Here is a 23721-nt window from a genome sequence, read left to right as displayed (position 1 = left end):
GAGTTGGATAAGCTCAATGGCATCACGGTGTTCGTGCAGGTCGCCGAAAGCCGCAGTTTTGTAGGGGCCGGGCGTTTGCTCGGGATCTCCGCCTCGGCGGTGGGCAAGAGCATTGCGCGCATGGAAGAAAAACTCGGCGCACGCCTGTTTCATCGCAATACCCGCAGCATCAACCTGACCAGCGACGGCTCGCTGTTTCTCGAACGCTGCCGCCGTGTGCTCAATGAACTGGAAGCCGCCGAGCACGAACTCTCCAGCTCCAGCGAAACACCACGGGGCAAACTGCGCATCAGCCTGCCGCTGCTGGGCAACGTGCTGTTCATGCACCTCTCGCGGTTCATGCAGCACTATCCGGAAATCCAGCTTGAACTGGACTTCACCGACCGGTTGGTGGACGTGGTGGAAGAAGGTTTCGACGCCGTGGTGCGCACCGGCCAGTTGCACGACTCGCGATTAATGGCCAGGAAGCTCGACAGCTTCGGCTTCCACCTCGTCGGCGCCCCCGGCTACTTCGCCAGCAACGGCTACCCGCAAACCGTCGAACAACTTCAGGACCACCACTGCCTGCATTACAAACTGCCCTCCACGGGCAAACTGGAAAAATGGCCGCTGTCGGGACTGGCCGAAGGCACCGAACTGAAAGTCCCAGCCACCATGGTCTGCAACAACCTGGAAATGCTCATCCACATGGCCCGCCAAGGCCTGGGCATCGCCTGCGTCCCCGAATTCGCCGTGCGCGACGCGCTGGACAACGGCGAACTGGAGTCGATCCTGCCCGACCAGGTGCAACGCACGCTGAACATCCAAGTGGTGTGGCCATCGAGCCGCCACCTCACGCCGAAGTTGCGGGCGTTTATTGATTTTGTTTGTGGGGGGAACGTGCGAACGTGACGCCGCTTACCCAAAGGCATAAGGTCGAAATTAGTCAGTAGGGTTGAATTTTATTTATCAGGCGATAGAGCCTGTCAGTAAGAAGCTTCGCTTTCTTTTGAAGGACATGTCCTTGAAAGCCCAGCCCGCTTACGCCCGATAAATGCGCTGAATAATCTTCGCCCTCCGCCGAAAAGCCATAAGGGGAAAAAGCAAGAACAACTCCCCCCGCTAGCCTGAGCATGCCCCCCGAAGGTTATGGCGATTGGCTGGTCGACCTTAAAGTCCGCATCCACGATGCCCGGCAGCGTGCCACGCTGGCGGTGAATCGCGAGCTGCTGAAACCTGACCGGGCTCGGAATTTGTGCAACAAGCTGCTGCACAATTAGCCCTCACGGATAACTAAACCCCTTAACCAACGTCAACTCCCCCACCGCCCGCATCGGCACTAGAAAAGTCTCCATCTTCTCGTTCGGCGTCCCTTCCTCCGTAATCACCGTCACCTGCGCCGTGGTCAGCGCCTGCACCGCATCCTCTTGCCCATCCTCATCACTGCGATACCCGCCCCCGAAGTAGTTCACATAGACCAGGTACTGGCCTTTAATCGGCGCCGGCATGGAGAAGATTTCCGGGCCATACCCTGTGGTCACGTCCACATCTAGCGCCGCACCATTCGGTGCAACCCGGTCGCCGTACCAGATGTGCGCGCCGTCGGGGGTGACGAGGTGCAAATCCAGGTCCGTGTTGTCGCTGTCCCACGACAGCAGCACCCGCAATTTGGCCGGGGTGGCGCCGCCGCTAGTGTGGAGGAATTGGGTGCGATGGCGTTGCTGGCCGTCCGGGCTGCGGACTTCGACGCTGTTGCTGCCGTTGGGGAATGAGTAAGGGCGATCAAAGTGTCCGGCCGCGTCGATTTTCAGCGGCATGCTGATGCCGTTGACGATCAATCGACCCGGCTCCGCCGATTTGGGCGTGGCTTTGATCTGGCCGCTGATGCGTGCGGTGTTGGCCTGGCCGGCCGGGGTGTTTACCGAGGAGGCCGGGTAGTTGACGGTCTGGCGGTAGTTCTCGCCCTCCCCCTCGACGGCACCGGTACGCCAACCGCCCACGGGGGTATCAAGGTCAACCGCAGCGGCATACGTCACCGGCAGTACACAAAAAGTACAGAGGAACAGGAAGACCTGTGGATAACGGAGTTTCATGGCCTATTCCAGCAAGAGGTGGCGGGCGAGCCCTTCGATGTAGGTTTCATCCTGGCCATTCGGATGTGCTTCGAAGGCCAGGTGCAGGTATTCGTGGGTCAGGTCGAGGCGGTCCTGGAGGGACAGCACGCCGCGCACGTAGATGCGCTGGCGTTCGCGGTCGACATAGGGGCGGCCGAAGGCCAGGCGGCAGACGGCGAAGGTGTTGACTTCGTTGTAGCCGACCTCGCTTTCCAATCGCGCACGCCAGCCCCGGCGCTGGGTTTGCAGCCAGTCTTGTGCGGCGGGCAACGCTTCGCAGGAGGCGACGGGGTTGTCCCAGCGGCTGAGGCTGGCGCGTGGGTAGGCGTGCAGCAGGATGGCGTCATAACGCTGGCCGGCGTTGGCTTGTTCGATGGCTTGTTGCCAGGACAGTTTGTCCGGGCCGGGCTGGTCGGAGTGGTAGGTAACGGTGCTGCCGGCCAGGACCAAATCGGTGGTCCACGCGGCGATATTGCGCGATTCGTTGGTGGCCGGACGCGGGGCGACGCGCTGACGGTTGCTGCTGTCGTCGATGCTCAAGCAGTCGCCGTTGCGGGTGGCGTTTTGCAGCAGGTAGGTTCTGATTGCGATGGCCAGGGCTTTGGCGGCCTCAATGGGTTCGGACTTGGCTTCCCGCTGAAGAACCCGGGCGACGTATTCTTCGCGGTCCAGGCGGGCCACAAGCTTTTCACCCACCAAAAACAGCTCACCGTCGCTGTGGATGTCCAGCTGATTGCCATTGGCAAATTCGACGCGATAGTCACCCTGCAACGGACCCGATCCAACCACCCGATCCCCGGCCAACACACGCCCGATCGGATAACGGGAAAACAGCCCCACCTCGACGCAACGCCCCGCATCCACCGGCCAATCCACCGGCAACACCGACGCCAACGCCCCACCGTAATGACGCAGAACCATCTGACTGGTCCCGCGCCCACCGGCCCAGATCGGCGTGCCATCCACGGTCCAACCGGCAAACCCGCCCTGACGCGAAGAAGGATCCTGATCCGCCAACCAGCTCCAGGTTTTCACCCGCAAGCGGCCACCGAGTTCGCCCACGACATTACCGTCAGCGGCGTTCAACACCACATCCAGCAACACTCGCCGGGCCTGATCCTGTGCTGGCATCACGGCCAGCACTTTCAGCAGTTCCGCTACGGAAACTCGTGTCGAAGGCTGCAACGACGGCAAGTTCAGCAACCACTCCGGCGCCTGTCGCGCCTGCCAATACATGCGCCAATCAGCGTCATTAATACCCAATCGTGCAGGTTCAAAGTACAACCCGCACGACTTCACCAACGCCTGATCGCGGCCAATCTTGCCGCCGGCCGTGCAGCAATAAACCTCTTCTTTCGACTGCCCGCGACACTCATACGCAGATTCCCGCGCACCGGTATCCACCAGCCAGCCGTAGACAAACAACTTCCACAAACTCCCTAACGGCGTCTGCACGTCGGGGGGCAACGGCTCGCGGGAGATCACTTGAGTCCGGCTCAACGACAGCAATTCACCCTTGAAGCCCAGTCGCAACGGTTCGTCCTGCGCTGTCGCCAGCGCAGGGAGCAAACACAGCAGCCACCAGACCAGAGGCCGGGTCATGTCAGTTGACCGTGACCTGGCCGAGCGCCGGTTTCTGTTCCTGGGCCTGATGCTGTGGCGCATAGACCTGGGTGAAACGCACCGGCGGCAGATTGAACTGGCCTTTCTGCGAGAAGCGCACCAGATGCCGCACGCGCAATTCACCGCTCAAGGCATCCACCGGAATCGCGTAGGCCAGTTGACCCGGCTCAAAACGCGCCTTCTCCAACGCCGTCGGTTCGGTGCCAGCCTTGCCCATCAGCTTGATGCCCCAGGTGGTGCGCTCGACATCGGCGCCCGGTGGCAGCGGCACTTCGATCATGCCGTAGCGCAGCGGTTTCGCGGCCTTGCTGGTGATGATCACTTCGTCCAGATACAAACTGTCGCTGGACAACGGCTTGGTGCCGACCGCCTCGAGTTTGAATTCGAAGGCTTCGTCACCCGGCACCAGACGCGACAGGCGACGGGTGATGGTCACCGCCATCGGGTCGATTGCCGGTTGTTTGGTCTGATAGCTCAGCGCCGCACGCAGCGGACGTTCCTGGGTCCCGGTCAGCGACAAGGCTGCCGGCACCGGCGTAGCGCCCTGCCACGTCCAGTACATCTCGCCGGTATCACCGTAGTTTTTCTTCCAGCCTTCACCCGGTGCCAGGGCGATGGTCGGCGAAGCCTGTTCGATGCTGTGTTGCAACCAGCTCAGCGCCAGAGCGCGTTCGAGGGTCGATTGCTGTGGCAGCAGGCGTTGCAACAACTGTTGCGCGTGGGCCTGATCGAAGGCTTGCAGCGACAGGTTCAAAGCTTCGGCAAATGGCTGCGAACTCACGGCCAGACGTTGTTGCGCATCCGGCAATTGGCGATTGAATGCATCGGGCAGCGTGACCTTGGATTGCTTGGCCAACGAAGCCGTCAGCGCACGCGCCGCCGCCAACCCGAGCGCCGAATCCGGATCGCTCATGACCAGGCTGTCTTCGCCATCGTCCATCAGGTTCGCCGCGTTGCCGTCGCCAGCCTTCGCCAGGTCATCCATCAAGCCGCTGAGCAAGGTGTTCACCGGCAATTGCATCTGCTTGGCAAACGACAGGATCAGCGCCCGTTGCAACAGCGGCGTGTTCTTCGCCTGCTTGGAATACACCTCCAACACCCGCTGCCAGTGCTCCGGCGGCAGGCTCAGCTCCAGCGCTTTGCTGGCGTACCAGTCGGCGTAGTAGGCGTAAGCGGTGAGGAACGCGTCCGGCTCGCCGTCCATGCCCCACCAGGTGAAGCTCGCCGATGGTCCGGCCATTTGCACCAGGCGCAAGCGGCTGTTTTGCATGATCAGGCGCAAGCGATCGCGGATTTGCGGGTTCGACGACAGCGATGGATAAGCGATGCTCAGCGGCAGCAAACGGCTGGCGGTCTGCTCGACGCCGCCGTACGGATAGCTGAGCAAATCATCGAGGGCCGAACGGAACAGCGCTTGCGGGCTGTCATCCAGTCGCAGGCGAATGTCTGTCGCGTCCGCCGGCAAGGTCAGCGCTGTATCGCCGCTGACCGCGTCCACCACTTGGCTTTGCGTGACCTGCCAGCCTTCGCCGGTCGCGCTCAGGCGCACGGCCAAGGCATCGGCGGTCTTGCCGTCCTGCACCAGTTCGGCGGTCCAGTCGCCACTCGCCAGGGCAAACGCTGGCAGGGCGATGTAGTTGATGCCGCTGTTCAGGGTCACCGGCATGCGCTGTTCGGCGCCGCCGTAATGGATCACCAGCTCAGCCTTGACCGGTTTTTCAGCCTGGCTGAAAGCAAACACGCCGAGGGCCGGTTTGTCGCCATTGCGGAATTTGGTCGGGCCGCTCCACTTCAGGTACAGCGGCTTTTCCGAGCGCACGAACTGCTTCTTCTGCCCTACCTGACCGTCATCGGCGATGGCCCGCGCAGTGATGCGCCAGCGGGTCAACGAGTCCGGCATCTTGAAGGTGAAGCGGGTTTTGCCGTTGGCGTCGGTGATCAATTCCGGCTGCCACGCGGCGGTGTCGACGTCTTCACGACGTGGCCGCTCCAGCACTTTCACGCCCCGCTCGCTGCGGTTGGCTTTGCCCGGCGCGCCTGGGCTGCCGGGCAATGCGACGTCGTAGCTGATGAACGACAGGCTGGCGCTGGTGCGCACGTTGTTGCGGCGCGGGTGGTAGAAGAACTGGTCGATGGTCGGCGCGACTTCCGGTTGCAGCGCGTAGATCATTTCGTCGACGACGCTGACCGTCAGGTGCGCCGGAATCGGCTTGCCGGCGAACTGCGTGGTCAGGTCCACCGACACGGTATCCCCCGGCTGATACGACTCTTTATCGGTAGCAATCGCCACGTCGATTTGCGGCGTAATCACCTTGATGCCGGCGTTCTGGAAGCTGTACTGCCCGCCCTTGGTGTAGAGCACGGAGAAGGTCAGGTTCGGTGCGAAGTTGTCTTTCACCGCAATGCGTGCGCGGTATTGGGTGTCGCTGAGTTTTTCCATCTTCAGCCAGTCGCTGCCCTTGGACAGCAGCGCGGTGGCCTCGACCTTGTCCCGTTCCAGGGACAGCAGCGCATCGCTGACCGGTTCCGGGAAGGTGATCAACGCCATGGCTTCGTCGCCGGCCTTGTACTCGGGTTTGTCGAGGACGATTTCCACGGTGCCCGGCACGGCTTTGACGCCTTCGCCGGTGACCGAATGCCCGGTCGCGCCAACCACGCGGCCATGGTCATCCTTCAACGTCAGGTTGTAGGTGCCCGGCCGCGCGAAAGCCACGCTGAAGCCTTTGTCTTTCGCGGTGAGCTTGCCGTCACCGGTGGTCTGGTCTTCCAGACGCACCCAACTGTAGCTGCTCGGGGTGACCGCTCTGCTCTGCTCACTACCGCCTTCATTCAGATAGCTGAACGCAACCTTGTCACCCACAGCACTGAACCGCTGTGGCGCACGCAGACTGAAACTTGCTGCGCCGCGATCAATGAGGATTTCCTTGGTGGTCTTGACCCGATACGCCGCACCATCGCTGGCGAACACGGTGAGCATGTAGCGGCTCGGTTTGTCAGCCGCCGGCAGGTCGAGGGTCGCGTTGCCCTTGGCGTCGGTGGTCAGTTCGGTGCTGGTCAGCTCAATCGGGAATTGCCCGAGGTATTGCAGCTCGTTATCGACCATCGACAGTTGCTGGGCGCGCAGGCTCAGGGTCAATTTGGCGTCGGCCACTGGTTTGCCGTCCGGGTACAACAGCACCAGGCTGCCCTTCACCGGTTCGCCGGTGCGGTAGTCCTGCTTGGCCAGGTTCAGCGAGATTTCGAAGTGCGGCTTGATGTATTCGGCGACGCGAAAGGCGCTGCTGTAGGCCTGGTCCTTGTAGCTGAAACGCAGTTCATAACCGCCCGCCACCGCGTTGTCCGGCAACTGGAAACGGCCCTGGGTGCCGGACTTCGAATCGAGCTTCAGCGCCAACGATTGCAGCGCCGTGCCCGTGGCATCGAGCACCGTCACGTTGACGTCGGCAGCGCTCGGCGCCACGGAATCCCGGGCGTTCTTGAACTCGCGACCGACGATTTTCAGCGACACCCAATCCCCCGGCCGGTACAACGGCCGGTCGGTGAACGCGTAGAGTTTGGTGTCGTAGATTTCGCTGTCGTAGTAGAAGTTCTCGGAGACAAACACACCGCCCTCTTCGTCTTCGCCGATCACGAACGAACGCTCGGGGCTGACGTGTTTCAGGCGCAGCAAGCCATCGGCGTCAGTGGCGCCGCTGCTCATCACACCCAGGCCATCGGTCCACAGCACATTGACCTTCGGCACCGAACTGCCTTCGTGTTTGCGCGCCGCCCACACCAGCAATTCATCACCGGCAATTTTGCTCACCGCCACAGTGTTGGAGACGAAGACCATGGTGGTCGCCCGGTATTTGCCGATCAGCGCTTCCACCAGGTACAGGCCCGGTTTCAGGTGACCCAACGGAATGTACACATTGCCCGGCGCAACGCTGACGAATTCACTGGACGAACCGGCCAGGTTCACGCCCGCAGGCGGCTGGATCGGTTTGGCTTCCCACAGTGGATAACGGAATTGGCTGACAACCGGCAGGCCCGGAATCAGCGCGAATTGTGGCTGGGCGTCGTAAGGCGTTGGCGCCGCAATCGCGGTGCCCATCTTCAGCTCCGGCACTTCCTCGGTGACTTGTTTGCGCGACTCGTAGGAAAACGCCCGCTGCATCACGCGACGGGATTTGCGATACCAGTTATCCCACAGGTACGCGAGGGTGTTCGACAGGCCTTCGCCCTTGAACTGGCCGTCGCTGACCACGCGGTGCAGGTTCTTCTGGCGCTTGAGGAAATCCAGCGGTTTGTCGATGCGATACACGCGAATGTCGGCGCCGCCATAAGGCTCCATGCGGAACCGGCGATAGTCGCGGCCCGGCGCTTCGAGACGGACCATCGCCTGCTCATCGGCGGCAAAACTGCTGTCGGCCAGCAGAAAGAAACTTTCACCGGCCACCGGCGTATAGCCGCTTGGCTCGACGGTGTCTTCGGCGTTGACCGCCGAAAACGGCAGCACTAAAACCAACAGCAGAGGCAGTAAACGCAGCATGCGGGCACCGATCATTGGGAGAGAAAGTTCAGTCGATAGACGCCGATGAAGTTGGGGTTGGCTGCGTCGGGTATCCATCGGGTGTCCTTCCATGTCATGAGTTGCTGCAGGCTCGCGGATCGCATGCCGTTGTCAGTGGGGGTGGTGGTGCCGGTGTGATAGGCGATGTAGCGGCCCATCCAGATCATCAGGTGCTGGTCGTCGCCCTGATCGAAAAACATCAAATCGCCGGGCCGTGCCTGGGACACGTCGCGGCTGACCAGATGGCTGTTGAACTGAATCAACTTGATCGCGTTGACGTACGGCCCGACCTTGCCGCCGCCCTGCTGCCATTGCTGGGCGAGGCCGCGTTGCGTCTCGCTCAGTTGCAACTCCGGCGGCAGGTAGCGGTTGGACAAGCCATTGCTGCGCAGCCATTTGTCGTCATGGACTTTCAACGCTTCGTTGGCGGCGAAACGCACCAGGCCCGCGCAGTCCTGCTGGAACCAGCGCGGGCTCGGGCCTTGGGTCAGTTGTTCCTGGGCGATGCGCACAAACCAGGCGCGAAACACCTGGGATTGCTGCGCATCCAGCGGCGCGGCTTCAGTGGCAAACACCCGGCTGCCCAGCAACATCGCCAGCAGGCCGAGGCCTCGGATAAGGGCTGTCACAGGGCTTTCCACTCCAGCGGCAGCCATTGCCAGTGGCCGTCGGGCTCGCTGCCTTTAGGCAGGGTCAGCGCGTACTTGCCGTAGCCGCCGAGCTTGCGCAGTTTCGGGATCAGGTAGGTTTGCGCGGCGTTGTAGAACACCGGTTCCATGTCCTGGGGCAGGCTGTCGAGGGTTTCCTGTTGCATCAGTTGCGCCATGGAATCCGGGCCGAAGTAGACCGGCATCAGCAGGTCTTTCGGCACCACATCGGCCATCGGTGGGAAGCGTTTGTCGAGGGTGCCGAGGGCCTTGTCCACGAGTTTATCGTCGAGGGAAAACAGCAGCGTCGAACCGTGACGAGCGAGGCTGACTTTCATGAACGCCTTGCCGGTGATTGCATCCGGGTTCTCGGCATCCTTGGCCGCGTACGGGCCGAAGTTGGAGCTGACCTGACGCTGCCACTGATGGCTTTCGCCTTCCTTCTTCTCCACAACCGGGAACGCGTGTTCTTCGACGTTGCCTTCATAGGCGCCGACCATCGAGCCAAACAGGTTGCCCAAGTCACCGTCGAGCTTGGCGCTGTCGCTGTCATTCAGGCTGGCCACCAGCAGCGGCGTGTACAGACGCGAATCGGCGTACCAGCAAAGACCCGCCGCGCCGGCCATGTGTTCGGTCAGGGCCTGGGCGACTTTTTCTTCGGCGCCGAGTTTGACCAGCAGCGGTTTCTGTTGCTCAGCCGCCAGCGGCAAGGCGACACAGGCACTGGCGCCCATCGGCATGGCTTGCCAGATCGGTTTGAAATCGAAGTCCGGCTGGTTGTCCAGTTCATCCATGGCGAGGAAGCTGTGCCAGCCCTTGTCGTCCATGTCGAAGCGCAGGCCGGCGAAGTTCGGGATAAAGCGCTGGTAACCCATCGCCAATACGCTGGAATTCACCGACAGCCGTTGTTTCACTTCCGGTGCGCGGGGTTGCAGGCCGAAGGCTTCGGGGAACAGTTTGTCGCCATTGAGCAGCGCGGCGATGGACTTGGTGGAAACGCTGCCCGACTCTTCAGCCGCACCCGTTTCCGCATCGTAAAGTTTGGTCGGGTTGGACAGCACCACCAGTTTGTCGCCATGGGAGGCGAACAACAGTGCCTTGGTGGCGTTGTAGGTCAGTTGATAGAGCGCCACGTCATCGGCGCCGACTTTTACGCTGCCGACCTGGGTCAGTTGCGTGTCATCCAGCGCGACTTTGGCCAGCGGCTCCAGCAGTTTGGCCAGGCCACCGCGATCCATCACCAACAGGAAATCTTTGAGGCGACCATCCGCCCCACGCCACAGCGCCACGTCCGCCGGTTGATCGAAGAGCTGCTCGATCAGGCTATCCTGCAGCTTCAGGTCATGTTCGTAAATGATCCGGCGCAAGCTGCCAATCAAGCCGAGACGATCCGCATGGGCTTCGTAATAGAAGACGAAATCTTCGGTCAGGGTTTCCTTGAGGAACGGCACGGCCAGCAAGTCCTTGGGCAATTGGCTCAAGGAGTTGGTTTCCAGCAGACCGTCCGGGCGGCTCATGCCCAGTTTGTCACTGGCCAACTGCGCCAGCGGCACCTTGGGTTTGTGCATGAACCAGCCCAACCCGCCCGCGACGCCGGCCACCAGGCACAGCCCGATCAGCACGGCTGGCCAGCGACGCGGCGTTTTGGCAGCAGGCGTTTCGGCGGCCGGGGTAGCCGCTGGTGAAATCGTGTTATCGCTCATGTTCACGCTCATGTTCCCAAAGCTCAGCAGTTCATCCGTGGAGCGGGATGTTTAATAGTTGAAAGTCTTGACCAGCAACAGGTCACCGATGGCCCGCAGGGGCACGATGAAGGTCTCGCGTTTTTCGTCGACGGTGTTTTCGTTGAGCACCAGGTTGATTTGCGAGGTGATGACCTCGTTCTGGTTGCTGGTCTCATCGAAGTTATAGCCTTCGCTGCCGAAGTTGCCCCAATAGTTCACGTAAACCAGATAGGTGCCATGCATCGGCGCGGTCATGGTGAACATTTCCGGGCCGGGGCCATCGACACCATCCGGGTCGAGGCCGCCGCCGTTGGTTAACGCCGTGTGGGCGAAAAACGCATGCTGGCCGTCCGGGGTAATGATGTGCAGGTCAAGTTCGGCTTTCGGGTCGTCCCAACCCAGCACCACGCGAATCCGCGCCGGGGTGCGCAGGTTATTGGCTTCATAGAATTGAACGCGCTTGAGGGATTTGCCTTCGGCACTGCGCACTTCGACGCTGTTGGAGCCGGCGCCAAAGGCATACGGCCGGGCGAAACGCCCTTCGTCGTCGGTGTACAGGTTCAGTGGATTGCCGTTGACCGCCAAGGTATGTGGCCCGCGCTGGGTGCCAATGGCCTTGAGCTGTCCTTCGATCATCGTGCGATTGCGCTGCACGCCCCGGTCGATGGGAGGTGTGGGATAAGCGACTTGAGGGTTTTCACTGCGGTCGAGCAAGCCGTTATAGCGCCAGCCGCCCACCGGCTCCGACAACTCGGCCGTGGGCTCGGCCCAAGCCGCACAGGCCCAGACCAGCGTGATCAGCAGTGAAAGAAAACAACGCATGTGACGCCTCCTGCCATGCACAACGAAACCTTGCGCCCGATCCTCGGCGCGTTACAGATGCAAAAAACTGCGTTTCGTCAGAAAGACCCGTGACTATTGGGTCGTAGAGGCGCGAAGGTTAGCGATTTGGCGGTTTTTTAACAATCGGATACATGTTTATTTGTGGTGGAAATCACGATGATTATTGCGCGTGAGCCGAATAGATTGGTTATTCGGCTCACGAAATGAGCCGAATACCCTCTATGCCCCCGAAGTGACATCACTTTTAGAGAGAGGGCTTGCACCACCTCCTGTCAGGTAAAGATTCACCTGTGGGAGCGGGCTTGCTCGCGAATGCGGTGTATCAGGCAGTAATAATGGTGACTGACACGCCCTCTTCGCGAGCAAGCCCGCTCCCACAGGGATTGTGGCGATGCCTCTGGGACAGCTCTGAAAGTGGCCGCTCATTTGCCCATAACCCCCATGTCTGCTAGTGTCGCGCCGGTTTAACGTCAACCGGAAATAGCCGCCATGGCCCGCAAAAAAGCTGCACTGGATTTCGAACAATCCCTCGCTGACCTGCAAACGCTGGTAGAGCGACTGGAGAACGGCGAGTTGTCGCTGGAAGATTCGCTGACGGCTTTCGAGCAAGGCATCGGTCTGACCCGCGATTGCCAGGCAGCGCTGGCCCAGGCTGAGCAAAAGGTTCAAGTGCTGCTCGAGCGTGATGGCGAGCTGGCCGAGGAACCCTTCGACGCGGATCAGCCAGAATGATTGCAGCGTATTCGGCGACCAGCCAGGCCCGCGTCAATGCTGCACTGGACACCCTGTTCAACCCGCCAGGCCCCGAGCTCGCTCGCCTTTATGACGCCATGCGCTACAGCGTGATGAATGGCGGCAAGCGCGTGCGTCCGCTTCTGGCCTACGCCGCGTGCGAAGCGCTGGGCGGCAAGGCTGAGCAGGCCAACGGCGCGGCGTGTGCGGTGGAGCTGATCCACGCCTATTCCCTGGTGCACGACGATTTGCCGGCCATGGACGACGACGATTTGCGTCGTGGCCAGCCGACCACCCACAAAAAATTTGATGAAGCTTGCGCGATCCTCGCTGGCGACGGCTTGCAGAGCCTGGCGTTCAGCGCCCTGCTCGACCCGCGCCTGAGCACCTCGGATGCCGAGATCCGTCTGCAAATGGTCAGCGCTTTGGCGTTGGCGGCAGGCCCGGCGGGCATGGTCGGCGGTCAGGCCATCGACCTCGGTTCGGTCGGCTTGAAGCTGGATCAGAAAGCCCTCGAATACATGCATCGGCACAAGACCGGCGCGTTAATCGAGGTCAGCGTCAAGCTCGGTGCCCTGGCCAGCGGTCGGGCCGAGAAGGACGAACTGAAGTCCTTGCAGACCTATGCACAGGCCATCGGCCTCGCGTTTCAGGTGCAGGACGACATTCTCGACGTCGAAAGTGACACCGAAACCCTCGGCAAACGCCAGGGCGCCGATATCGCACGCGACAAGCCGACCTACCCGGCCCTGCTCGGCCTCGACGCGGCCAAGGTCTACGCCCTGGAACTGCGCGATCAGGCCCTGCATGCGCTGCGACCGTTTGACGCGGCCGCCGAGCCTTTACGCGATCTGGCCCGCTATATCGTCGAACGGCGTAGCTGACAGCGTATCCGCCAAAAAAGAGCAACGCGTGGGCAGGGGCCGATGCATCAGGTAAACTGCCGCCTCTTCTATACCTATAACGATTCGCCTGATGCCCACGACGTTTCATGAGATTCCCCGCAAGCGCCCGACCACGCCCCTGCTCGACCGCGCCAACACGCCGGACGGCCTGCGCCGGTTAGGCGAAGCCGAGCTGGAAACCCTGGCCGATGAATTGCGCCTGGAATTGCTCTACACGGTCGGTCAGACCGGCGGGCATTTCGGTGCCGGCCTGGGCGTCATCGAGCTGACCATCGCGTTGCATTACGTGTTCGACACCCCGGACGACCGGTTGGTATGGGACGTGGGTCATCAGGCTTATCCGCACAAAATCCTCACCGGCCGTCGCGAGCGCATGGGCACTCTGCGCCAGAAGGACGGCGTCGCAGCCTTCCCGCGTCGTTCCGAGAGCGAGTACGACACCTTTGGCGTCGGCCACTCCAGCACCTCGATCAGCGCAGCGCTGGGCATGGCCATTGCCGCCCGCCTGCAGAACAGTGATCGCAAGGCCATCGCGGTGATCGGCGACGGCGCATTGACCGCCGGCATGGCTTTCGAGGCGCTGAACCACGCGCCGGAAGTGAACGCCAACATGTTGGTGATCCTGAACGACAACGACATGTCGATCTCGCGCAACGTCGGCGGTTTGTCGAATTACCTGGCAAAAATCCTTTCCAGCCGCACGTATGCAAGCATGCGCGAAGGCAGCAAAAAGGTCCTGTCGCGCCTGCCCGGCGCCTGGGAAATCGCCCGGCGTACCGAAGAATACGCCAAGGGCATGCTGGTCCCGGGCACGCTGTTCGAAGAGCTGGGCTGGAACTACATCGGCCCCATCGACGGCCACGACCTGCCCACCCTGATCGCCACCCTGCGCAACATGCGCGATCTCAAAGGCCCGCAATTCCTGCACGTGGTCACCAAGAAAGGCAAAGGCTTCGCCCCGGCGGAAGTCGACCCGATTGGTTACCACGCCATCACCAAGCTCGAACCGGTGGATGCCCCCGCCGCTGCGCCGAAGAAATCCGGCGGGCCGAAGTACTCCGGTGTGTTCGGTGAATGGCTGTGCGACATGGCCGCCGCCGATCCGCGACTGGTCGGGATTACCCCGGCGATGAAGGAAGGCTCGGATTTGGTGGCGTTCAGCGAACGTTTCCCGCTGCGCTACTTCGACGTAGCGATTGCCGAGCAGCACGCCGTCACCTTCGCCGCGGGCATGGCCTGCGAAGGCGCGAAACCGGTGGTGGCGATCTATTCGACCTTCCTGCAACGGGGCTACGACCAACTGATCCACGACGTCGCGGTGCAAAACCTCGACGTGCTGTTCGCCATCGACCGCGCAGGTTTAGTGGGCGAAGACGGCCCGACCCACGCGGGCAGTTTCGACCTGTCGTTCCTGCGCTGCATCCCCGGCATGCTGGTGATGACCCCGAGCGACGAAAACGAACTGCGCAAAATGCTCACCACCGGCCACCTGTACAACGGCCCGGCGGCGGTGCGTTACCCGCGTGGCAACGGCCCGAACGCGACGATCGAGAAAGACCTGCAACCGATCGAGATCGGCAAGGGCGTGGTTCGCCGCCAGGGCAGCAAAGTCGCCCTGCTGGTGTTCGGCGTGCAACTGGCCGAGGCGCTGAAAGTTGCCGAGACGCTGGATGCGACCGTGGTCGACATGCGCTTCGTCAAACCGCTCGATGAAGAATTGGTTCGCGAAATCGCCGCCAGCCATGAGTTGCTGGTCACCATCGAAGAGAACGCGATCATGGGCGGCGCCGGCGGCGCGGTCAGCGAGTTCCTGGCGCGGGAAAACATCCTCAAGTCGATGCTGCACCTGGGCCTGCCGGACAGCTACGTCGAACACGCCAAGCCTGCGCAAATGCTGGCTGAGTGCGGGTTGGACGAGGCCGGGATTGAAGCGTCGGTGCGTGAGCGCCTGCAACTGCTCAATATCTAAAGCCACACGCAAAACCCTGTGGGAGCGGGCTTGCTCGCGAAGACGGACTGTCAGTCACTTAGATGTTGACTGACCCACCGCTTTCGCGAGCAAGCCCGCTCCCACATTGGTTTGTGCTCCCAAGTGCCAATGGACAGCCCATGAAATTCTCCCGCCTCGCCCTGACGCTGACCTTGCTGCCGACCGGCCACCTCCTGGCCGACACCTTCGAACGCGATCAAGCCCTCAAACTCCCCGACGTGCTGATCAGCGCCAACCGTCAGGTCGAGGCGCGCAACGACAGCAGCGCCGCCAACACCGTGTTCACCCGCGACGACATCGACCGCCTGCAACCGACCAGCGTTACCGACCTTCTGCGGCGTGTGCCGGGCGTGCAAGTTGGGCAAACCGGCGGGCGCGGCAGCTTGCCGGGGATTTACATTCGCGGCACCAAATCGGCCCAGAGCCTGGTGCTGGTGGACGGGCAGCGCATCGGCAGCACTACGTCCGGCGACAGCAACCTGCAACACATCAACATCGAACAGGTCGAGCGCGTGGAAGTGCTGCGCGGCTCCCGGTCGGTGATTTATGGCAGTGATGCGATTGGCGGGGTGATCCAGATTTTCACCCGTCGTGGCGGCGAACAGGGTTTTCAACCACGGCTGCATGTGGGGTTTGGCAGCAACCAGACGTGGGAGCGTAGCCTTGGGCTGTCCGGTGGCGATGAGAAAACCCGTTTCAACCTGGGCGCCAGCCTTGATGAAACGGCCGGTATCAATCGCACCCACGAGTCGTATCCCAGCGATGGCGATCACGACGAGTACCGCAACAAATCGGTGAGTTTGAGCCTGAGTCACGCCCTTACCGATGACATCGAAATCGGTGCAAACGTGTTGGATAACAGGGGCAAAAGCGAGTTCGATAACCCGTTCGGTCGCTTCGACACCAACACCTTTGAATCCGTCCAGCAGCAGCCATACAGCGATTTCGACGTCAGCAGCGTCAGCAGTTACGTCGATGCGCACATCAACGACCTTTGGAAAACTCGCGTCGAATTTGGCCACAGCGAAAACCGCGAGAAGACCCTCGACAAGCTCAGCGACGAGCGCACGGTGTTCAACACCTACCGCGATTCGGTGAACTGGCAAAACGACCTGACGCTCAACGAGCACAACAGCCTGATCGCCGGCGGCGACTGGTACGAAGACCGGATTAACAGCAGCACGCCGTTCGACGAGGACAGCCGCTGGAACCGCGCCGCGTTTATCCAGCATCGCTACCAGGCGGACAGCTTCTCCACGGAGCTGGGCCTGCGCCGCGACCAGAACCAACAGTTCGGCGGCCAGAACAGTTGGAGCGGCACCTTCACCCTGCCGCTGAACCCGGACAACGACCTGCTGCTGACCTACAGCGAAGGCTTTCGCGCCCCTACCTTCAACGATTTGTATTACCCGGATTTCAGCAACCCGGATCTCAAACCGGAAACCTCGAAAAGCTACGAGCTGCAATGGCGCAGTCAGTTGACCGAAAGCAGTCGCCTGGAAGCATCGCTGTACCGCACGGATCTGAAAGACGCGATCATCTTCGGCAGCAACAACCTTCCGCAGAACGTCGCCTCGGCACGCATCAACGGCTTCGAAGCAGCGCTGAAACAGGAACTGTTCGGCTGGCAGAGCAACCTCGGCGTGGCGATCATCGATCCACGGGATCGCAACAGCGGCCACACCCTGGCCCGACGTGCGCGTCGCACATTGAGCCTGGACCTGGATCGGCAGTTTGATCGGTTGGGCGTGGGGGCCAGTTGGCAAGCGGTCAGCAGCAGTTATGACGACGAGAAGAATCTACAGCCGCTGGGTGGCTATGCCTTGCTCGGATTGCGCAGCAGTTGGGCGTTGAATCGGGAAGTGAAGCTGGAATTGAAGGTCGATAACCTTCTGGACAAGGGCTATAGCCGCGCGTTGTACAGCTATGACGGCAGTCAGTATGGGTATCGCGAAGAAGGTCGGGCGTGGATGTTTGGGGTGACCTGGACGCCGGAGCTCTGACCCCAGATTAACGGCGCCTGAGATGGCCTCTTCGCGAGCAAGCCCGCTCCCACATTGGATCTGTGATCGACACAAAACCAATGTGGGAGCGGGCTTGCTCGCGAAGCAGGCACCTCGGTCTTAACGGTCCGGCGCGATAATCTGGCACAACTTGGCCGTCGCCTCGATCATCTGCCCACTCGGCCGTTCCAAGCCCTTATCCGTCACCAACAACAATTGCCCTCGCGCCACCGCCGCCACCTGCGGCCACGCCTTCCAGGCATCGAGCTGCGCCCGGTCACTGGCCAGAATCACCTCGGGATTGCGCTGCAGCACCGCTTCCACGCTGACTTGCGGCGCCGGCAAGGTCAGGTCGGCAAACACATTGCGCGCGCCACACACTTCCAGCGCATCGCTGATGATCTGCCCACCGCCCACGGTGTACAGCGGCCGATCCCAGACTTGATAGAACACCGTTAGCGGCTTATCCCGGCGATAACGCTGGCGCAGGTTATCCAGTTTCTGTCGCAGATCCGCCGCCAACCTGACGCCCCGTTCCGGACGGCCGAGTTGCGTGGCGATGGCTTCAATCTGCGCCGTGAGCTGGCCGAGGTTGTGGGGTTCAGCGACGTAGGTGGGAATGTTCAGGCGCTTGAGCTGTTCACGCTGGGCCGGGCCGACGCTGCCGGGCCAGAGCAATAACAAATCGGGTTTGAGGCTGAGCAATCGCTCCATGTCCAACTGGCCATAGCGGCCAACGGAAGGCAGGTCCTTGAGTTCGGTCGGACGCTCACCGGCATCCAGCACCCCGACTAATAAATCGGCTGAGCCCAGCTCAACAACGATTTCAGAAAGCGACGGCGCGAGGCTGACCACTCGCTCGACCGAAACAGCCGAGCCGCTGACGGCCAACAGCAAAACCGCCAGCCAGACGCGCAGCATCAGCCGAGTTGACGCGGGATACGGTAGAGGTAGAACAGCACGGCGGTGGACAGCGCCAGCAGCACCAGCGGCACCGCTTCGAGACCGACGAATACGGCCAAGGCGCCGATCCAGGCCGGCAGGCTCGCGGCGAGGAAGGCAATACGGCGCTTGGCCGCCAGAGCAATCCACGCTGCGGGCTCTTCAGAGGTATCGAGGGCTTTCTGGGTGGCGATCAGCGCGTGTTTGTAGCCGCCGAAAAACTTCAGGCTGACAAACATCGAGGCCACACCGGCGATAAACAGCGGCATCGCCAACACCGGCAGGATCGCTTCGCTCTGGCCAAACACGCCGTTGATCACGAACAACGGCACCAGGGCCATCGCCAGGTATTGCCACCAGGTGACGGACAGTCGTCGCCGAACCTGACCGCGAGTCACGCCCGGTCTGCCTCGCCTTGATGCTCGTTGCCCATCATGTGGTCGAGCTTGCTCGCCTTGGTGGCCAGGTAGAGTTTGTTGTGCGGGTTATGGCCGGTGTGCAGCGGCACGCGCTCGGCGACCACGATGCCCATGTCGGTCAAGGCTTTGACCTTGCGCGGGTTGTTGGTCATCAGTCGCAGGGATTTCACGCCCAGGTGCTGCAGCATCGGCAGGCACATGGCGTAGTCACGCTGATCGGCGGCAAAGCCCAGACGCTCGTTGGCTTCAACGGTGTCGGCGCCGCCGTCCTGTAACTCGTAGGCGCGGATCTTGTTCAGCAGACCAATGCCCCGGCCTTCCTGACGCAAGTACAGCAACACGCCACGGCCTTCACGGGCGATGGCCTGCAACGCCGCTTCAAGTTGCGAGCCGCAGTCGCAACGCTGGCTGAACAAGGCATCGCCGGTCAGGCATTCGGAGTGCAACCGGCCAAGTACCGGGGCACCGTCGGCGAAGTCGCCCAGGCTCAGCACCACGTGCTCGCGCCCGTTCTCTTCATCGAGAAAGCCGTGCATGGTGAATTGCGCAAAAGGTGTTGGCAGCTTCGAAGCGGCGACAAAAACGACAGGCACCGGTGTGCTCCTGATCAATAAGTACTGGAGATTCGCAGAGGCGGCATTGTAACAGCAGGTTCCGACCGACGCTTAGGCTGAATTATGGGGCATAACGATCAAAAAGTTTGATCAAGCAGACAACTCACCATCCCTGTGGGAGCGGGCTTGCTCGCGAAGGCGGTGGGTCAGGCGGCTCATGTGTTGAATGTGAGGCCGCATTCGCGAGCAGGCTCGCTCCCACAGGGGCTCATCGTCGACGCTCAGTCAGTACCAAATGGATACGGCTGTTTCCACTTGGCAAAAATCGGTTTCAACTGCCCGCTTTTCACCAGCAACCCCATGCGCTGGTCGAACAACGCCATCAGTGCGCGGGCCTTGGGGTTATCGGCAAAGCACAGGTACAGCGGCAATTCGGCGATGTGGGTGCGGCGGAACTGCGAGGGATCTCTGGCCCGGGCGAGCAAATAATCGATTTCGGTCAGGGCATCGATGTAATAGTCGGCGCGGTTGTGGGTCAGCATCGACAGGATTCCGGTGCGCCGCACCACTTCGTTGTAGCGCTGCACGTTGGGCAGGTAATCCTGATACTTGTAGCCGCGCACCCAGGCCAGTCGATAGTTGCCGAGGGTGTCCGGGGTCGGTGGCGGGTTGCTCGCCAGGCCCAGGGCATAGATGTGATCGGTGTCGAAGTTCCAGCGCGGATAGAGCACGTCACTGGTTTCATTGCGATAGGCACCGACGCAGGCATCCACTTCGCCGCGCTGGGCCAGGCCGACGGCGCGGGTGTAGGGTTCGGTGCGGATATCCAGTTTGACCCCGGCGGGCTCGAAGATGGCGCGCAACACGTCCCAGCCCAGGCCATGACCGTCAGCGGCGGTGTAGTCTTCCCAATCTTCGCTGGCCAGATGAATCACGGACGGCGTCGGCGCGGCATCCCCCGCCTGGGCGAGGGAGCAAAACAGTGTAAAAACCACCATCAACCAGCGTCGAGCCATCCCCAGTCCCCTGCTTTACCACTCAGGCGAAAAACCACACCAGGCCCTGCATCCCCAGCCATGCAAAGACCCCGGCCAATACGTCGTCGAGCATGATGCCGACGCCGCCGTGCACATGCCGGTCGATCCAGCGAATCGGCCATGGCTTGAGGATGTCGAAGAAACGGAACATCAGGAACCCCGCCAACAACCAGTACCAGCCTTCCGGTACCAGCCACAGGGTGATCCACATCCCGACCATCTCGTCCCAGACGATGCCTTCGTGGTCGTGCACCCGCAAATCGTCGGCCACTTTGCCGCACAGCCAGAAGCCGAACAGCATGGTGATGCCGAGCATCAGCCAGTAGCCCCAGTCGGGCAACATTTGCCACAACGGGATAAAGGGTAGCGCAACTAACGAACCCCAGGTGCCGGGAGCCTTGGGCAAGGTGCCCGAGCCGAAGCCGAACGCCAGGAAGTGCCATGGATTGCGCCAGACCGATGGCGGAACGAATTCCGCCGGGACCTGTTTGGGATGATCTGTCACGGTGTCTCCCGAAAATGTTGATAGCCCCGGGTTTGCGGGGTGATGTCGTGTCCGGCGGCGTCCAGCAGCACCACGCCCTGCCCCGTCACGACTTGGCCGATCACATGGATCGGCCAGCCGTCCGCCAGCAGTTGTGGCAATTCGACGAACGGCAGAGTGAACGCCAGCACGTAGTCGTCGCCACCGCTCAGCGCTGCGTCTTCGGCACCGGTCTGGCCGAGGAACGCCACCAACGCCGTCGATACCGGCAGCTTACTCCGCTCCACCTGAATGCCGACCTGCGATGCGAGCGCAATATGCCCGCAGTCGGCGAGCAGACCATCGGAGATATCCAGCGCCGCCGTGGCTTTGCCGCGCAACGCCTGACCGAGGGCCAGTTGCGGTTGCGGTGACCAGTAATGACGCAGCAGCGGATCGGCGATGGCCTCATCGGCGCTGCGCTGGCCGAGCACCAGCGGCAACGCGCCGGCGGCATTGCCCAACTCGCCACCGACGCACAGCAAGTCTCCCGGCCGGGCGCCGCTGCGGGTCAACGCCTGGCCGGCCGGCACTCGCCCGAACACGGTCACGGTCAGGCTCAGCGGCCCACGGGTGGTGTCACCACCGACCAGCGCCACGCCACAGCCCTGGGCCATCACGTTCAAACCACGGGCAAACGCATCCAGCCAATCGGCGGTCACCGTCGGCAAGGTCAGGGCAAGGGTAAAGGCAACGGGGGTGGCGCCCATGGCGGCCAGGTCGCTGACCGCGACAGCCAGCGAGCGCTGACCGAGTAGAAAAGGGTCGCAAGGATCTGCGAAATGCACACCGGCAACCAGTGTGTCGGTGGAAACCGCCAACTGCTCCCCCAGAGGAACAGCCAGCAAGGCGCAATCGTCGCCGATCCCAAGGGCAACGCCCTCGCCGCCCTGCGCACAAGGCGCGGCGGCGAAGAAATTGCGGATCAGCTCAAACTCACCCATAGCGATTACAAGCGCCGATTAGCGCTTGAACGCCTTCACTTCAGCTTCACGCAGACGCGGGGCCAGCTTGTCGAGTACACCGTTGACGAACTTGTGGCCATCGGTGGAACCGAAGACTTTCGCCAGCTCGATACCTTCGTTGATCACAACGCGGTACGGCACGTCGACACGCTCGAGCAGTTCCCAGGTGGACAGGCGCAGAACCGCCAGTTCAACCGGGTCGAGCTCTTCGATGGTGATGTCCAGGCAAGGCGCCAGTGCGGCATCGATTTTGTCCTTTTGCGCCGGAACCCCGTGGAGGATTTCGCGGAAATAGGCACCGTCGACATCGCTGAAATCGTTATCGACCCGGAACTGCGCTTCGATCTCGTTCAGCGATTGCTTGGCCATGTGCCATTGGTACAGCGCTTGAGTCGCGAGCTGACGGGCTTCGCGACGCTTGACGCTTTTCGATGGCTTGCCGGCATCCGCAGGCTTTGGATCGCGCGGGTTGAACTGATCGCTGTCGTCGCTAATCACTTGGCCTCCAACTGTGCCAGCAGGCTGACCATTTCCAGGGCGGACAGGGCAGCTTCGGCACCTTTGTTGCCGGCCTTGGTGCCGGAACGTTCGATGGCTTGCTCGATGGAATCAACGGTCAGCACGCCGAAAGCGACCGGTACGCCGAACTCCATGGACACCTGGGCCAGGCCCTTGGTGCATTCGCCCGCCACGTATTCGAAGTGCGGAGTACCGCCACGAATGACCGCGCCCAGGGCGATGATTGCTGCGTACTCGCCTTTCTGGGCGACTTTCTGCGCAACCAGCGGGATTTCGAAGGCGCCAGGGGCACGGATGAGGGTAATGTCGCTTTCGCTCACGCCATGGCGAACCAGGGCATCAACTGCACCGCTGACTAGGCTTTCAACAACGAAGCTGTTGAAACGGCCTACTACCAAAGCGTAGCGGCCTTTAGGGGCGATGAACGTACCTTCGATGGTCTTCAGGGTCATTCGTTAGATCTCTTAAAGAGCCGGGACGCGTTTTCTACGCGTCCCTCAGTGATGTGTTAACCGCGAATCAAGGCCCGGAAACAACCGGTCATTATTCGGAGGGCACGTATTCTACAACTTCCAGATCGAAACCGGATATCGCATTAAATTTCATTGGCGCACTCATCAGGCGCATTTTGCGTACGCCCAGGTCCCGCAGGATCTGCGAACCGGCACCGACGATGCTGTAGGTGGTCGGTTTTTTCGCCGGGACCTGCTCAGCGGTTTCGCGGATATGCGCCAGCAACACGTCACCATCGAGCGGGTGACCGAGCAACAGAACCACGCCGCTGCCGGCCTCGGCAACCGCAGCCATGGCGGCGCGCAGGCTCCAGCGCCCCGGTTGCTTGACCATCAGCAGATCGCGCAACGGGTCCATGTTGTGCACGCGAACCAGGGTCGGTTCTTCGGCGCATACGGTGCCCAGGGTCAGGGCCATGTGCACGTCGCCTTCCACGGAATCACGATAGGTCACCAGGTTGAATTGGCCCAGTTCGCTGTCCAGCGGCTGCTCGGCAATCCGCTGAACGGTACGTTCGTGGATCATCCGGTAGTGAATCAGGTCGGCGATGGTGCCGATCTTGATGTTGTGTTCGGCGGCGAAGGTTTCCAGTTCGGCGCGGCGGGACATGGTGCCGTCGTCGTTCATCACTTCGCAGATCACGCCGCTCGGCTCGAAACCGGCCATGCGCGCCAGGTCGCAGGCGGCTTCGGTGTGACCGGCGCGAGCGAGGGTGCCGCCCGGTTGGGCCATCAGCGGGAAGATATGGCCCGGGCTGACGATGTCTTCAGCCTTGGCATCCTTGGCGGCGGCAGCCTGCACGGTGCGGGCGCGGTCGGCGGCGGAGATGCCGGTGGTCACGCCGGTGGTGGCTTCGATCGACACAGTGAACTTGGTGCCAAAACCGGAACCGTTGCGCGGCGCCATCAGCGGCAGCTTCAGCAGTTCGCAGCGTTCGCGGCTCATCGGCATGCAGATCAGGCCACGGGCGTGCTTGGCCATGAAGTTGATGTGTTCAGGCTGGCAGCACTCGGCGGCCATGATCAGGTCGCCTTCGTTCTCGCGGTCTTCGTCATCCATGAGGATGACCATCTTGCCTTGGCGGATGTCTTCAACCAGTTCTTCGATGCTATTGAGCGCCACAAGGCACCCCCTTGA

20 protein-coding genes are annotated in these 23721 nt (G+C 61.7%); 5 read left to right on the top strand and 15 right to left on the bottom strand.

Features of this window, described 5'->3' with window-relative positions; translation table 11 throughout:
• The first annotated feature begins 3 nt into the window (after positions 1-3).
• Complete coding sequence (locus tag BK665_RS08250; RefSeq protein ID WP_123404475.1) at positions 4-891, top strand: LysR family transcriptional regulator; 888 nt, start codon at positions 4-6, stop codon at positions 889-891.
• 371 nt (positions 892-1262) lie between these two features.
• Here BK665_RS08250 and BK665_RS08245 read toward each other — a convergent pair whose 3' ends face one another.
• The 6 genes from BK665_RS08245 to BK665_RS08220 are packed head-to-tail and all read right to left on the bottom strand — an operon-like array spanning position 1263 to position 11461.
• A complete protein-coding gene (locus BK665_RS08245; RefSeq protein ID WP_123404473.1) occupies positions 1263-2072 on the bottom strand; it encodes a YfaP family protein in 810 nt (269 codons plus the stop codon).
• Positions 2073-2075: 3 nt separating this feature from the next.
• The gene (locus BK665_RS08240; protein WP_123404471.1) at positions 2076-3695 is read right to left on the bottom strand and encodes a DUF2300 domain-containing protein; all 1620 of its coding nucleotides are present in this window, start codon (positions 3693-3695) and stop codon (positions 2076-2078) included.
• A gap of 1 nt (position 3696) precedes the next feature.
• On the bottom strand, positions 3697-8262 hold the full coding sequence (locus tag BK665_RS08235; RefSeq protein WP_123404469.1) for an alpha-2-macroglobulin family protein: 4566 nt from the start codon (positions 8260-8262) through the stop codon (positions 3697-3699).
• The gene (locus tag BK665_RS08230) at positions 8259-8924 is read right to left on the bottom strand and encodes a DUF1175 domain-containing protein (protein WP_375538925.1); all 666 of its coding nucleotides are present in this window, start codon (positions 8922-8924) and stop codon (positions 8259-8261) included. Before BK665_RS08230 ends, BK665_RS08235 begins: the two co-directional genes overlap by 4 nt.
• Positions 8894-10618, bottom strand: coding sequence for a DUF2138 domain-containing protein (locus BK665_RS08225; RefSeq protein ID WP_123404465.1), 1725 nt, complete (start codon positions 10616-10618; stop codon positions 8894-8896). Before BK665_RS08225 ends, BK665_RS08230 begins: the two co-directional genes overlap by 31 nt.
• A gap of 51 nt (positions 10619-10669) precedes the next feature.
• A complete protein-coding gene (locus BK665_RS08220) occupies positions 10670-11461 on the bottom strand; it encodes a YfaP family protein (protein WP_123404463.1) in 792 nt (263 codons plus the stop codon).
• Between the two features lie 510 nt (positions 11462-11971).
• Here BK665_RS08220 and BK665_RS08210 point away from each other — a divergent pair.
• The 4 genes from BK665_RS08210 (at position 11972) to BK665_RS08195 (ending at position 17112) form a co-directional block, all read left to right on the top strand.
• Positions 11972-12214, top strand: a complete 243-nt coding sequence (locus BK665_RS08210; protein ID WP_007894317.1) for an exodeoxyribonuclease VII small subunit — start codon at positions 11972-11974, stop codon at positions 12212-12214.
• Positions 12211-13098 carry a (2E,6E)-farnesyl diphosphate synthase gene (ispA, locus tag BK665_RS08205; RefSeq protein ID WP_123404459.1) on the top strand — a complete coding sequence of 296 codons (888 nt, stop codon included), beginning with the start codon at positions 12211-12213 and terminating at the stop codon, positions 13096-13098. Before BK665_RS08210 ends, ispA begins: the two co-directional genes overlap by 4 nt.
• 91 nt (positions 13099-13189) lie before the next feature.
• Complete coding sequence (gene dxs, locus BK665_RS08200) at positions 13190-15088, top strand: 1-deoxy-D-xylulose-5-phosphate synthase (RefSeq protein WP_123404457.1); 1899 nt, start codon at positions 13190-13192, stop codon at positions 15086-15088.
• A 140-nt stretch (positions 15089-15228) separates the two neighbouring features.
• Positions 15229-17112, top strand: a complete 1884-nt coding sequence (locus BK665_RS08195) for a TonB-dependent receptor domain-containing protein (RefSeq protein WP_123404455.1) — start codon at positions 15229-15231, stop codon at positions 17110-17112.
• A gap of 120 nt (positions 17113-17232) precedes the next feature.
• Here the strand turns inward: BK665_RS08195 and BK665_RS08190 are convergent, their stop codons facing one another.
• The 9 genes from BK665_RS08190 to ribBA all read right to left on the bottom strand — a co-directional run bounded on the left by BK665_RS08190 (position 17233) and on the right by ribBA (position 23706).
• Positions 17233-18033 carry a cobalamin-binding protein gene (locus tag BK665_RS08190; protein ID WP_123404452.1) on the bottom strand — a complete coding sequence of 267 codons (801 nt, stop codon included), beginning with the start codon at positions 18031-18033 and terminating at the stop codon, positions 17233-17235.
• Positions 18033-18452, bottom strand: a complete 420-nt coding sequence (locus tag BK665_RS08185) for an MFS transporter (RefSeq protein ID WP_123404450.1) — start codon at positions 18450-18452, stop codon at positions 18033-18035. The genes BK665_RS08190 and BK665_RS08185 overlap by 1 nt, the downstream gene beginning before the upstream one ends.
• Positions 18449-19066: a GTP cyclohydrolase II gene (gene ribA, locus BK665_RS08180; protein ID WP_054052350.1), complete on the bottom strand. Its 618-nt coding sequence runs from the start codon at positions 19064-19066 to the stop codon at positions 18449-18451. Before ribA ends, BK665_RS08185 begins: the two co-directional genes overlap by 4 nt.
• A 242-nt stretch (positions 19067-19308) precedes the next feature.
• On the bottom strand, positions 19309-20043 hold the full coding sequence (locus BK665_RS08175) for a substrate-binding periplasmic protein (RefSeq protein WP_123404448.1): 735 nt from the start codon (positions 20041-20043) through the stop codon (positions 19309-19311).
• A gap of 22 nt (positions 20044-20065) precedes the next feature.
• Positions 20066-20569: a phosphatidylglycerophosphatase A family protein gene (locus tag BK665_RS08170; protein WP_008153532.1), complete on the bottom strand. Its 504-nt coding sequence runs from the start codon at positions 20567-20569 to the stop codon at positions 20066-20068.
• The gene (gene thiL, locus BK665_RS08165) at positions 20566-21531 is read right to left on the bottom strand and encodes a thiamine-phosphate kinase (protein WP_123404446.1); all 966 of its coding nucleotides are present in this window, start codon (positions 21529-21531) and stop codon (positions 20566-20568) included. Before thiL ends, BK665_RS08170 begins: the two co-directional genes overlap by 4 nt.
• 18 nt (positions 21532-21549) lie before the next feature.
• Entirely contained in the window at positions 21550-22050 is a 501-nt protein-coding gene (gene nusB, locus BK665_RS08160) for a transcription antitermination factor NusB (protein WP_123404444.1), read from the bottom strand.
• Positions 22047-22523 (bottom strand): 6,7-dimethyl-8-ribityllumazine synthase, encoded by a 477-nt coding sequence (gene ribH, locus BK665_RS08155; RefSeq protein ID WP_095109665.1) that lies wholly within the window; start codon positions 22521-22523, stop codon positions 22047-22049. Before ribH ends, nusB begins: the two co-directional genes overlap by 4 nt.
• 91 nt (positions 22524-22614) lie before the next feature.
• A complete protein-coding gene (ribBA, locus tag BK665_RS08150; protein ID WP_123404442.1) occupies positions 22615-23706 on the bottom strand; it encodes a bifunctional 3,4-dihydroxy-2-butanone-4-phosphate synthase/GTP cyclohydrolase II in 1092 nt (363 codons plus the stop codon).
• Positions 23707-23721: the final 15 nt, after the last annotated feature.

Source organism: Pseudomonas frederiksbergensis (assembly GCF_003732665.1).
GTDB classification, from domain to species: Bacteria; Pseudomonadota; Gammaproteobacteria; order Pseudomonadales; family Pseudomonadaceae; genus Aquipseudomonas; species Aquipseudomonas frederiksbergensis_G.
This window is presented reverse-complemented; position numbering and strand designations above follow the sequence as displayed.